Below are 13060 nucleotides of genomic sequence, written 5' to 3' on the forward strand. Positions count from 1 at the left end.
TAGTATTGTTTTAGATTTAATGACTGAGATAAACGTTGATGAAGAAACAATGCAACAGAACCACGCTAATTTAGAATAATAGTAATAATAAAAAGTCTGGAACAGTAAGCTGTTTCAGACTTTTTTCTATCTTCGATAAATTTCAAACGTGGAGACAATGTTATATTGTCACAGTATTTTCGCGCTTCCCTAAATAATAAGATTGTTTATTGTTGAAGGAGAAGTGGGATTGTTCACCACATGAGAGTTGATAAACGATTTGAGCTAACATATCTTTACCATTTTAAAAGGTATGTTAGCTATTTTTATAGGATAAATTGGGTTAAGGTTACTACTGTAATGCCATATACGTTGTTAGCTTATAAATGTTAATATATAAAATATATAGGTTAACAAAGGGGTGAAGGTGAAAAGATGAAAGTTTGGAGCAATATACAGTATTTCGCACAAACTCAACCTGACAAAAAAGCTTTGATATTTGATGCTAACTGTGTCACGTATGAGGAACTGTGTCACGCTATCAAAGAACAAGCGGATATGTTAGATAGTATTAGCGATGGGCAACGTGTTGCCTTGACGATGACGAATCCATTAGCTACGATGATTGCCTATTTTGCGGTATTACTAAAGGGTGGCGTTCCGTGTGTATGTGATTTTAGATGGCCTGATGCCAAATTAAGAGAGATTTGTGCACATTATCATATTAATTATCAACTTAACGATGATGGCGTATTAACAGAAAAACACAAATATAACCATGTACAACAGGTGACTGATTTATTACATATTGGATTTACTTCAGGAACGACAGGTATCCCTAAAGCTTATTATCGTGGTGAAAACTCTTGGATTGCATCGTATAAACAAAATGAGGCATTAATGGTTCACCCCATTGAAGTTATTGTAGCTCCAGGACCGCTTGCGCATTCACTATCATTATATGCGTGTGTGTTTGCCTTATATACTGGTAGAACATTTATTGGGCAACAACACTTCGAAGCACAACAGTGTATACGGAACATGCAACAGAACGATGGTACTTTCGCATTTATGGGAGTGCCAACGATGCTCCAACAATTAGTTAATTACTACGCACATATACCATACCTGCACTATATTTTTAGTACAGGTGACAAATTACATATTGCGTTGAGAACACGCATTCAGCAATTATTTAGTCAGGCAACACTGATAGAATTTTTTGGTTCTTCAGAGGCTAGTTTTATTAGTTATAACATTGATAATAGTGCGCCAGCACAATCCGTTGGCAAAGTATTTCCAAATGTAAAAGTCCAGATTGTCGAACCTGATAATGAGGGCATAGGTTTGTTGTATGTAAACAGCGACATGGTCTTTGATGGTTATGTCGATGCAAGCACACCTACTAAAGAGTGGATTACTATTGGTGATTATGCTCATTTAGATACTCATCAATATTTATTTTTACATGGTAGAGAAAATGATCGCCTGATTATCGGAGGCAAAAATGTTTATCCTATGGAAATTGAAAAAGCAGTAGTGTTACATCCAGATATTGAAGAAGCTGTGATTATTAGTCGTCCGCATGCACAATTAGGTGAACTGGCTATTTTACTTTATACCGGATCAAGTGAAATCTCATATACAGCAATGAAAAGTCATTTGATTACGCATTTGGCACGTTATCAAGTGCCATCTAAAGTAGTAAAAGTACCTAAAATGACATATACCCATAGCGGTAAAATAGCACGTGCACATATGAAGGAACGTTATTTAAAAGGAGAGTTTAAGGGATGAAACAAGCAGTTATAGTAGCAGCTAAGCGTACACCATTTGGTAAATATGGCGGTGTTTTGAAGCACCTTGAGCCGGAAGATTTATTGATGACTTTATATGATCACTTTAAATTACAACACTCTGATAGTTTGGCCGGTGTGGATGATATTATTTTAGGTAATGTTGTTGGAAATGGTGGTAACATTGCACGAAAATCATTGCTAGAAGCAGGATTAGCGCACTCGATACCAGGGGTCACGCTTGATAGACAATGTGGTTCTGGTTTGGAGGCAATCATGCATGCATGTAGAATGATTCAAGCTGGCGCAGGCGAAATTTATATTGCTGGTGGTGTCGAAAGTACAAGTCGGGCACCGTGGAAAATTAAAAGACCACAATCCGTCTATGATACAAAATTACCTGAATTTTATGAACGTGCTGCTTTTGCACCAGAGGGTCAAGACCCATCTATGATTCAAGCAGCAGAAAATGTGGCACGTACTTATCATGTGTCGCGAGAAGCACAAGACAAATATGCCCATGAGAGTCATAGAAAATCTCTATTAGCGCATCAACAAGGGGTTATGTCCCAGGAAATAATTCCTTTAACAGTTAAAGGAGCAGAGGTTGCACTAGATGAAAGCATCAAGCCTAAATTAACATTGAAAAAATTATCACGCTTACGTTCAATATTGCCTGATGGTACTGTTACAGTTGGTAATTGTTGTATGAAAAATGATGGGGCAGTCATGCTGTTGATTATGGAGGCGAAAACTGCACAACGTTACGGTTATACTACCGGCTTACGTTTTGTTGATGGTCGTACAACTGGGGTCGACCCTCAACTGTTGGGTATTGGACCATTCCCAGCAGTGCAACAATTATTGGAGCGTCAACAATTAACTATAGAAGATATTGATGCCATAGAATTAAACGAAGCCTTTGCTTCTCAAGTAATTGCAAGTCAACAACAGTTACATATTACACCGCAACAGTTAAATAAATATGGAGGAGCCATTGCAATCGGTCACCCGTATGGCGCCAGTGGTGCTGCACTTGTGACGCGCTTATTCTATATGACGGCAGCGCGTAAATCTATTGCAACGATGGGGATTGGAGGTGGCATGGGTAATGCAATACTCTTCGAACGTTGGTAGCGAATGGCAATCCATTTATTTTTCCCAGCAACTTGTAACAGACTATAAAGACTTATGCCAAATGAAACACGGTGCAACAGATGAAGTACCACCTTTACTATGTGCTCGGGTGTGGCAAAATTTTAAGCTATTTCAAATATTTAAAGACCGTAGTATTGCACTTGTCAGCACTGACTTAACACAACATCATAAATTAAACTGTGATATGACATATCAAGCTAAATTAACATGTAAAAATATTAAACAACTTAAAAAATATACGAAATATACATTTGTTTTAGAAATTTTTGAACACCATTCATTGTGTCTAGCCATAACACAACAGTTCATAGAATGGAGGTCTGAAAATGCAAATTTCTGAGGAGATGTTGCAACAATATTTAACGTTAGTGAATGACCCTAATCCCATACATCAGGATATTGTACCTGGACAATTAGTGGTAGAAATAGTCTTTGCAGAGTGCAATATAACTTGGCAATACTTTAAAATAAAATACGTTGAACCGATTGAAATAAATGAACAAATTACCATAAGCGACTTGTCAGACTCCTGTATTATAGTTTCGAATGCGGATAATGGGGTAAAGAAAGTAATCTTAACTAAAAACGATGAACTATAAAGTTATGCGTTTCTTAATTTTAAAAATAATTATTACAAATGCTAAAAAACTGACTATTGTATGATTATTAAAAATTAAATAAATAATTTTTGTTAAAATTTGACAAAAAATTTTAACTACGTATAATGTTATAACATGTTAAAGGAGTGACATGTTCAATGGATTTTGATAAAAACGAAATAAACATGGTCAATGCCAAGAAAGCGAAAAAAACTGTTTTTGCTACTGGCCTTGGCAATGCTATGGAATGGTTTGATTTTGGTCTTTATTCCTACTTGGCAGTCATCATTAGTCAAAACTTTTTCAGCTCAGTTGAAAATGACCAATTAAAATTAATTTTCACTTTTGCAACCTTCGCTATTGCGTTCTTACTGAGACCAGTAGGAGGCATTATCTTTGGTATCATTGGTGATAAGTACGGACGTAAAGTAGTATTAACAACAACTATTATCATGATGGCATTTTCTACATTGTTAATAGGTATACTACCTACATATGATCAAATTGGAATTTGGGCACCGATATTATTATTAGTTGCTCGTATTTTGCAAGGATTCTCAACCGGTGGAGAATATGCAGGTGCAATGGTGTATGTAGCTGAATCTTCTCCAGATAAAAAGCGAAATACTTTAGGTAGTGGCCTAGAAGTTGGGACATTATCAGGGTACATTTGTGCTTCAGTAATTACAGCAATTTTATTTTATGCGTTAAATGATGAGCAAATGGCAACATGGGGTTGGAGAATTCCATTTATCTTAGGATTATTCTTCGGTATTTTTGGTTTCTATTTACGTAGAAAACTAGAAGAATCACCAGTATATGAAAATGACATTCAAAAACAACCAAAACGTGACACCATTCGTTTCTATACGATTATACGTTATTACTATAAAGATATTATTGTCTGCTTTGTGGCAGTGGCATTCTTCAACTGTACAAATTACATGGTAACGTCATATTTACCATCGTATTTGCAAGGTACAATTAAAATGGAGAGTGGAACAGTATCAGTCATTATCACACTAGTAATGGCATTTATGATACCGTTAGCTTTAATGTTTGGACGATTAGCTGATAAAGTTGGAGAGAAAAAGGTCTTTTTAATTGGGTTAATCGGGTTAACATTGACAAGTGTATTTGCATTCTCACTAATGCAATTAGAACATATTGCATTTATTGTGATCGGTGTGTTCATTTTAGGATTTTTCCTATCAACATATGAAGCAACGATGCCTGGTTCATTACCGACAATGTTCTACACACATATTCGTTATCGTACATTAGCTGTAACATTTAACGTCTCTGTTTCGTTATTTGGTGGTACGACGCCATTAATCGCATCTTCTTTAGTAGCGAAAACGGGCGATCCATTATCACCAGCATACTATTTAATGGCGATGAGTATTGTGGGGATTTTAGTTGTAGGTTTATTACATGTTAGTACATCACATAAATCACTTAAAGGTTCGTATCCAAATGTCGACAATCAAGAAGATTATGATTATTTTGTTGAAAATCCGGATAAAGCATTGTGGTGGACGAAAGATAAACGAGTATAATTTATTTTCGGCATTATTAAAAGAGGTTGGGACAATATTGATTTGTTCCAACCTCTTTTAATATTGGCAGTAGCTGACTGCATTGAAAATGCGCTTTAAACCAAGCTTTTTTCAACGCTAGTCATCCTTGCCGGGGTGGGACGACGAAATCATTTTTTCAAAATCAGATTTCTGTCCCACTCCCTTTTTTACATACTAAAAGCGACGATTGAGTTAGTAAACCTCGAGGTGCTCTCCAGGTTATTAAAGGGGACAATCTTTAATCTAACTGCTTTATCGCCGCTTAAAAGTGAGTTTTTAGGGTTGTGTGTTTAAAAGTATCATGCGTAAGGGGACAGCTTAGCAAGTACTTTAAATACGACTTTATTCATACTTTTTGGGGAGTAATTTTATGTTCAATCTTTTAAGTCTTGGTACAGTATTTTGTTGTTCTAAGGTGTGAAGTGTTAATAACTTAGTTTCATGTTATCAACATCGTGCTCTAGTAGAGAGAGTAATTTGTATAATTCATTATTACTAAAATGTTCATCACATTTTACTGTAATGGTTTTGAAGGTTTTAGTAATAATTTCATAAATTGGATTACCATTGTCAAAAGCTTGTCTATAAATAATCATGATGTAATACCTCCTTTGCTCTCTACACTTAATATGGTATCGTAATATGATTTGATTTTCATGGGGCTAGGGTATCAATTTATACTACGACTATCGTCTAAGTTTAAAATGTAAAGTTTATGTTCTATTGTTTTAATGTGTTTGTAGCGTTTTTGTACAATTGGGATACTAGCGTTAGTTAACCTAACTTGTAGATTACTAATGAAACTTACCTCCTTTGTTCGCTACAATTTTATTATATTACAGGGTATAACCGCATGCATGAGTCTTGTGTATTAACTTATCCTACGACTTTATTATTATGTAAGTTAAGAGGAGTGGGTTGTTAAGTTGCATAGTGAACAGTGATTTAAGATGAGATTAGGATATAAATGTCCATTTTAAATATTCGATTTTGACTGTGCATGCTTGACTAGGGGGATGGTTCGAGCCTGTAGTCTCTCACTCGTACTATTTCCTCGGGCATCAACATGATACAAAATCGATACAACATGTACTTTGTTATTAAAAAACAATCGATTTTGACCGTGCATGCTTGCCTGGGGTATGGATCGAGCCTGTAGTCTCTCACGCATACTATTTCCCCGGGCGTCAGCACGTTTCAAAATCGGTACAATTTATATTTGGTTAATCAAATATAAGGATCTTCGAAAACATAAAAGTTAAACAAGAACTTGTGTTTGTCTTAATGACATTGAATATAGGAAGGGCAGTAGTTTAGCAATCAACAAATTTTCATAAAACTAAAGAAAACATCAATTACTATATCTTACAATAGAAATTGATGTTTTTTAGTCAGAGATATTCATGTGTATGTTATTTAGTTATTTTATGACGATGAATTATACTTCTGTTACTTCTACATCGATATGTTCGACACGGTTATGTGCACCGTGATCGACTGGACCGACAAATTGATTCATTTTCCAACCGTTTTTAATAGCGGAAGCAACAAATGCTTTTGCAGCGATTACTGCTTCTTTTGGTGATTTACCATTTGCTAGGTAAGCTGTTGTTGCGGCAGCAAATGTACATCCTGCACCGTGATTGTAACTTTGTTGGAACATAGGGGTTGTGAGTTGATAATACTGCTCGCCATCATAGTATAAATCATATGATTTATCTTGATCTAAGGCTTTTCCACCTTTAATGATAACGTGTTGTGCACCTTGGTCATGAATGATTTGTGCTGCTTTTTTCATGTCGGCTATAGACGTTAATTTGCCTAATTGTGATAACTGTCCTGCTTCAAATAAGTTAGGTGTTACAACAGTTGCCTTAGGTAATAGGTATTCAATCATAGCATCTGTATTTCCCGGGTTAAGTACTTCATCTTCACCCTTACATACCATTACTGGATCAACTACAAAGTAATCTGCACCAGATTGTACATAAGCTTCACCAGCACGCTTAATGATTTCTTCCGTGCCTAACATACCTGTTTTTACAGCGTCAGGTCCAATTGAAATGGCAGTTTCTAGTTGTTTTTCAAAGACGTCAAATGGGATTGGTGTTACGTCATGTGACCAAGTGGCCTTATCCATAGTAACGATAGAAGTTAAAGCAACTATGCCATACGTTTGTAATTCTTGAAAAGTTTTTAAATCAGCTTGCATACCAGCTCCGGCACTTGTGTCAGAACCTGCAATTGTTAACGTTTTTTTTAGTGCCATTATAAATTGTTCACTCCCAAAAATAATTTATCTATATCATATCATGTTTAGCAAATATGCAAAATACTAATACTTAAACTCCGGCAACAAACTAGATGTCATTTTGACACCTAGTCATTGTCATTTAGTGAGACTGTTGAAAAAGTATTTTCGAGAGGGAAATATGTTAAATCAGCAGCAGAAAGCAGAGCTTCAGTTAACGTGATTTGGAATAAAGTATTATTATAATAAGGTTTAATATAATATGTTTTGGTCTTACTATCTAACACTAATTGATATTGTGTGTAATGCGTTTCCTGTGCATCGATTACAGCACCACGAGGAATACTTACAGCATCTAACACTTTAAAGCAATTTGTAATATTCGTAGTTTCATCTTGTGCATCTTCTAAATTATTACGTAAGTATGAGGCACGGACAAAACGTTCAGTAGATGTATAGCCACCAGGTAGTCCGGCTGTGCCACCCTCTACGCCCATTGGTCGAATTAACACTTTTCCCGTTACTTTGGGTTGATGTTTTGTTGGTGTTAAAAAAGGATAGTTACGTAAATTTTCAATGTGCCACTCTAAATTAGGTGCATTTGTTAGTACATTGACGTAATTGTCTTTGACAATTAATTTGCCATCATGGGGTTCGACTGCAACAGTGTAGCCATGTCGATCTGTAATAAGGAAATGTAATGGAGGTACTACATCTAATGCTGGATTTTTAATGTTCATAATATTGAGACGAGCGGCTTTATATTTTAAGTCGGCAATATCTTTAACGAATCCTAATACCCAGACGATAAATTCTTCAGGGGCTAGGTTAATAAAGCCTTGTTCTTTCTCCGTAGCGTAACTCGCTTCTCCTGTAAAATAATGATTAGAGACACTAAGTCCATGTTCATTTATACCATCGCCGAAACGATAACGTCCTACTTTAACCCCCGTACCGATAAAACCATAGTTGAGTTTAGTCGCTTCCTCTAAATCAAATTGGTAATGATAATTTCTAGGAACGGCTATAGGTACACTATTAAATTCAAACGCAAAATCCATAGTTCTTGCTAAGTAATGATGTTGTTTGTTAGTGAATAACGAAAAACCTGTACACATATGAATCACTCCCTTGATGAAGATAGCATTTGTCATTAGCATAAACGAATGAGAAGAAGTAATGCAATTAATATCGTTAACTATTTCTTTGTGAAAGTTAACAAAGTGGAGAGGTTCGCAAAATTGTTGAATTTGTGTACTTACCGTTATTTCATTGCTTACTCACCATAGTGTATGATGGTATTATTGTAGTAACGTAACTTTTTGCTATATGTTATGATGATGCGTGAGGTGAACAGTATGGAATGGTCAGAGGTATTTCATGATATTACAACACGTCATGACTTTAAGGCTATGCATGATTTTTTAGAACAAGAATATTCGACGCAAACGGTTTATCCAGAGCGTGAAAATATATATCAAGCATTTGATTTAACACCATTGGATAAAGTGAAAGTAGTTATCTTAGGACAGGATCCTTATCATGGACCCAATCAAGCACATGGTTTAGCTTTTTCTGTACAGCCTAATGCTAAGTTTCCACCATCATTAAGAAATATGTACAAGGAACTGGCAGATGATATAGGGTGTGAGCGTACGTCACCACACTTGCAAGACTGGGCAAAAGAAGGTGTCTTATTATTAAACACTGTATTGACAGTACGTGCTGGTGAAGCACATTCACATAGAAATATTGGTTGGGAGCTATTTACCAATGAGATTATCCAAACAGTGTCAGAACAGTGCTCAGATGTGGTTTTTATCTTATGGGGAAAGCCTGCACAGGATAAAGTTAAGCTTATCGATACCTCAAAACATAAAGTCATTAAAGCGCCTCATCCGAGTCCGCTTTCTGCGTATAGAGGTTTCTTTGGTTCTAAACCATATTCGACAGCCAATGCTTATTTAAAATCTAAAGGTATTCAACCAATTCGTTGGTGTGAAGGTGAGTGATAATGATGAATAAAGATAAAATGATTCAACTTATTGAAAATGAATTACTACAAGCTGAAGAGGCAAGTAACGAAACAGAGTTTGAAAAGCATATGTATGCAATTCATACTTTGACTTCGTTATATACAACATCAACTAAGCAACATACTACGTCTTATCCATTAGCATCTGAAGTGAGTTCTAGTGTCTCCACACAGATACCAAGTGATCAGTCAAAAAAACAAGTATCTGCAGCGGAAATTAAAGCTATGGGTGGTAAAGTGTCACAGTCAATGCAACAACACAAAGCTAGCCCAACAAGTTTGGACAGTAATAGATTAACTACGGATGATGAAATTGGTAATGGTGAGTCTATTTTTGATTTTTAATAGAAAAGGATGGAGAGCAAAATGATGAAAGTGTTTATTATTTTAGGTGCCTTGAATGCTTTGATGGCAGTAGGTACAGGTGCATTTGGCGCACATGGTTTAGAGGGAAAACTCTCTGATAAATATATGTCTGTATGGGAAAAAGCTACAACATACCAAATGTACCATGGTCTAGGCTTATTAGTTTTAGGTATATTAAGTGGTACAACTTCAATTAATGTAAACTGGGCAGGCTGGTTAATATTCTTAGGCATTGTATTTTTCAGTGGTTCACTTTATATTTTAGCGTTAACTCAAATTAAAATTCTAGGCGCTATTACACCTATTGGTGGTTTGTTATTTATCGCAGGCTGGTTAATGTTAGTCATTGCAACAATTAAATTATAATTTTTTTATGTTAAAAAAGCTCGTCTTATGGGTATAATACACTCCATGAGGTGAGTTTTTTAAATGAGTAGAAAAAATGTAGAAATAGATAGGGGAGATTTGAAACAAAATCTCTCTGAAAAATTTGTATGGGCGATTGCATATGGCTCATGTATTGGCTGGGGAGCATTTATACTCCCTGGAGACTGGATTGGTCAGTCTGGCCCTATAGCAGCGGCTATCGGTATTACTATAGGTGCGCTGTTGATGATTTTAATCGCCGTCAGTTATGGAGCGTTAGTGGAACGTTTTCCGGTATCTGGTGGAGCATTTGCATTTAGTTTTTTAGGTTTTGGACGTTATGTGAGTTTCTTTTCATCATGGTTCCTCACATTTGGTTACATATGTGTGGTTGCGTTAAATGCCACAGCATTTAGCTTATTAATTAAATTTTTAATGCCTGGCGTATTAGAAGTAGGTAAATTGTATACCATTGCAGGTTGGGATGTTTATATTACTGAAATAATAATCGCATCTGTATTATTATTAGTATTTATGGGCATTGCAATTAAAGGAGCTAGCGTGTCAGGCTCGTTACAATATTATTTTTGTGTGGCATTAGTAATAACTGTATTATTATTATTTTTCGGCTCATTTTTTGGTAGTAATTTTTCATTAGACAATTTACAGCCACTGGCTAATAAGTCAGAAGGATGGTTTACGTCGATTATAATGATTGTAGCAGTTGCTCCGTGGGCTTATGTTGGTTTTGACAATATTCCACAAACTGCAGAAGAATTTGATTTTTCACCTAACAAAACATTTAAACTAATTGTGTATAGTTTATTAGCTTCGGCGTTAACTTATGTCGTAATGCTCTTGTTTACAGGTTGGTTGAGTACGAATGCAAGTAGTGTAAATGGTAATTTATGGTTAACAGGTGCGGTGACACGTGAGGCGTTCGGTCACATAGGTTTAGCAATCTTAGCAATTGCTATTATCATGGGGATTTTTACTGGATTGAATGGCTTTTTAATGAGTTCTAGTCGCTTGCTCTTTTCAATGGGGCGCTCAGGTATCATGCCTACAGTATTTAGTAAATTACACCGTCGATACAAGACACCATATGTAGCTATTATCTTTTTAGTAGCTATTACGTTAATTGCACCATGGTTAGGACGTACGGCATTGACGTGGATTGTTGATATGTCATCGACTGGCGTGTCAATTGCTTATTTTATTACATGTTTATCTGCGGCCAAATTATTTAGCTATAATAAAGCGAGCAATACGTATGGTCCAATATACAAGACCTTTGCGATTTTAGGCTCAATCGTATCATTTATTTTCTTATTGTTATTATTAGTACCCGGTTCACCAGCGGCATTATCAACACCTTCATATATAGCATTAGGTGTATGGGCGATTATAGGATTAGGATTCTTTGTTTTCCGTTATCCGAAATTAAAACGTATTAATAATGATTATTTAAGTCAAATGATCTTAAATCAATCCGCGAAAGATGTAGATGAAATAGTGAATACGTCAACACAAGAATCAAAATAACTAAAAAAAGACTGTCGGCAACTGTCGACAGTCTTTTTAATGCGTAATTATATTTTAATTGAGGTGCAATACTATAGGGGCTTTAGATTTTGCGTATCGTTCGTTTTGTTCCAGTAATGATTAGTTTAGAAATTTGATCTGCAAAGAGTAAGCCTAAGGCAATAGCACCAGCGATTAATGTGACCTCTAGCATTGTATTAATTGCTTTACTAAATTGAATAAGAATTAAATTCTTAGTAGCATCAAAAGCTAATCCACCTGGTACGAGAGGGATGATGCCAGGCACCATAAATAAAATAACTGGTTCTTTTTTATATCGGGCCATTACATGACTTAATAAACCGAGTGCTAAACCGCCAAAGAAATTTGAATAAATGGTATGGAACTCTAAAGTATCATAAAAGATAGTGTAAACGATCCAACCGCATGCACCAACGATACCTGTTGTATGATATAACCGTTTGGGGACATCAAAGATGACACCAAAAAATAATGCTGCTAAATAGCTAAAAATTAAATTTAAGATCCAAAACATAATCAGCACCCCTAAAAAATAATTAAGATTGTCCCAACACCTGCACCAATGCCAAAGGCTGTAACTAAAGCCTCTAAAGACTTAGTAATAAACATCAGCATATGCCCACCAAACAAATCTTGTATTGAATTGGTAATTAGGACTCCGGGCACTATTGGCATAACAGACGCAATGATAATAGTTTCAACAGAACCTCCTGGTATAAGGTTATGGCCTGTGACGGCTATAAAGCCGATAACTAGAGCGCCCATAAATTCAGGAATAAAATGTGTATGTAATTTACGGCTTAGTATTTCTGTAACTAAGTAACCAAATGAGCCGGCAAGTAGGGCAGTCAAAATGTCTATGAGTTTGCCATCTTGTAAATATAAAAAGCTCAGTGACACGATGCTTGCTGCAATAAATTTGAATACTAAATCATGTTGAATACTTTGTTCAGTATAGATTTGTTCTAATTCAGTATAAGCTTCCTCTAAAGACAGAGAACCAGCTATTAATCTACGTGAAACACCATTAGTACGTGAAATACGGAATAAATTAGTGTCTCGAGATTTAATACGAAAGACTCTAGGATAAGTTTCATTGTGCAACATAAAATTGATTACTGTATTAGTAACAAAACTATTACTTTCATGATATCCCAACTGATTGGCAATACGTGTCATAGTATCTTCGACGCGTGTGCCTTCCGCTCCGGATTCTAATAATATACGTCCTGCTAAGAGGATTACATCTTTTGTTAACTTTTCTTCATAGGTTTCATTGTATTGTATGTTTGTCATATCATCACCAAGTTATAGTTTATTCTTTAGCGTTGGGCTTTTTAAGTAAGATTAATTTCGTTTATTGT

The 13060-nt window shown here is 35.6% G+C and carries 14 protein-coding genes and 1 pseudogene; 10 read left to right on the top strand and 5 right to left on the bottom strand.

Annotated features, from left to right (window positions below; translation table 11 throughout):
* The 6 genes and pseudogenes from CD036_RS13370 to CD036_RS03695 all read left to right on the top strand — a co-directional run.
* Positions 1-79 (top strand): annotated as a pseudogene (locus tag CD036_RS13370) (6-phospho-3-hexuloisomerase); the annotation flags it as partial.
* Between the two features lie 335 nt (positions 80-414).
* A complete protein-coding gene (locus CD036_RS03675) occupies positions 415-1776 on the top strand; it encodes an AMP-binding protein (protein ID WP_002510766.1) in 1362 nt (453 codons plus the stop codon).
* A complete protein-coding gene (locus CD036_RS03680) occupies positions 1773-2912 on the top strand; it encodes a thiolase family protein (RefSeq protein ID WP_103388020.1) in 1140 nt (379 codons plus the stop codon). Before CD036_RS03675 ends, CD036_RS03680 begins: the two co-directional genes overlap by 4 nt.
* The gene (locus CD036_RS03685) at positions 2887-3273 is read left to right on the top strand and encodes a VraC family protein (RefSeq protein ID WP_103388021.1); all 387 of its coding nucleotides are present in this window, start codon (positions 2887-2889) and stop codon (positions 3271-3273) included. Before CD036_RS03680 ends, CD036_RS03685 begins: the two co-directional genes overlap by 26 nt.
* Complete coding sequence (locus tag CD036_RS03690; RefSeq protein ID WP_021459287.1) at positions 3260-3532, top strand: hypothetical protein; 273 nt, start codon at positions 3260-3262, stop codon at positions 3530-3532. Before CD036_RS03685 ends, CD036_RS03690 begins: the two co-directional genes overlap by 14 nt.
* A gap of 158 nt (positions 3533-3690) precedes the next feature.
* Entirely contained in the window at positions 3691-5091 is a 1401-nt protein-coding gene (locus CD036_RS03695; protein WP_021459288.1) for an MFS transporter, read from the top strand.
* A 446-nt stretch (positions 5092-5537) separates the two neighbouring features.
* Here the strand turns inward: CD036_RS03695 and vraX are convergent, their stop codons facing one another.
* From vraX to CD036_RS03705, 3 genes are all read right to left on the bottom strand, one after another.
* The gene (vraX, locus tag CD036_RS13125; protein WP_002510771.1) at positions 5538-5708 is read right to left on the bottom strand and encodes a C1q-binding complement inhibitor VraX; all 171 of its coding nucleotides are present in this window, start codon (positions 5706-5708) and stop codon (positions 5538-5540) included.
* An 842-nt stretch (positions 5709-6550) separates the two neighbouring features.
* A complete protein-coding gene (gene thiD / locus CD036_RS03700; RefSeq protein ID WP_021459209.1) occupies positions 6551-7381 on the bottom strand; it encodes a bifunctional hydroxymethylpyrimidine kinase/phosphomethylpyrimidine kinase in 831 nt (276 codons plus the stop codon).
* 110 nt (positions 7382-7491) lie between these two features.
* Positions 7492-8481 carry a choloylglycine hydrolase family protein gene (locus tag CD036_RS03705; protein WP_103388022.1) on the bottom strand — a complete coding sequence of 330 codons (990 nt, stop codon included), beginning with the start codon at positions 8479-8481 and terminating at the stop codon, positions 7492-7494.
* A gap of 222 nt (positions 8482-8703) precedes the next feature.
* On the opposite strand from CD036_RS03705, the gene CD036_RS03710 reads away from it, so the two are divergent.
* The 4 genes from CD036_RS03710 (at position 8704) to CD036_RS03725 (ending at position 11675) form a co-directional block, all read left to right on the top strand.
* Complete coding sequence (locus CD036_RS03710; protein WP_103388023.1) at positions 8704-9375, top strand: uracil-DNA glycosylase; 672 nt, start codon at positions 8704-8706, stop codon at positions 9373-9375.
* Positions 9376-9380: 5 nt separating this feature from the next.
* Positions 9381-9743 (top strand): DUF5327 family protein, encoded by a 363-nt coding sequence (locus CD036_RS03715; protein ID WP_103388185.1) that lies wholly within the window; start codon positions 9381-9383, stop codon positions 9741-9743.
* Positions 9744-9767: 24 nt separating this feature from the next.
* Positions 9768-10130 (top strand): DUF423 domain-containing protein, encoded by a 363-nt coding sequence (locus CD036_RS03720; protein WP_002510775.1) that lies wholly within the window; start codon positions 9768-9770, stop codon positions 10128-10130.
* A 63-nt stretch (positions 10131-10193) separates the two neighbouring features.
* Complete coding sequence (locus tag CD036_RS03725; RefSeq protein WP_103388024.1) at positions 10194-11675, top strand: APC family permease; 1482 nt, start codon at positions 10194-10196, stop codon at positions 11673-11675.
* 82 nt (positions 11676-11757) lie between these two features.
* On the opposite strand, the gene CD036_RS03730 is transcribed toward CD036_RS03725, so the two are convergent.
* On the bottom strand, positions 11758-12210 hold the full coding sequence (locus tag CD036_RS03730) for a threonine/serine exporter family protein (RefSeq protein WP_002510777.1): 453 nt from the start codon (positions 12208-12210) through the stop codon (positions 11758-11760).
* A gap of 11 nt (positions 12211-12221) precedes the next feature.
* Complete coding sequence (locus CD036_RS03735) at positions 12222-12992, bottom strand: threonine/serine exporter family protein (protein ID WP_037580256.1); 771 nt, start codon at positions 12990-12992, stop codon at positions 12222-12224.
* Positions 12993-13060 lie beyond the last annotated feature (68 nt).

The sequence above is a fragment of the Staphylococcus arlettae genome, from assembly GCF_002902345.1.
Lineage (GTDB): Bacteria > Bacillota > Bacilli > Staphylococcales > Staphylococcaceae > Staphylococcus > Staphylococcus arlettae.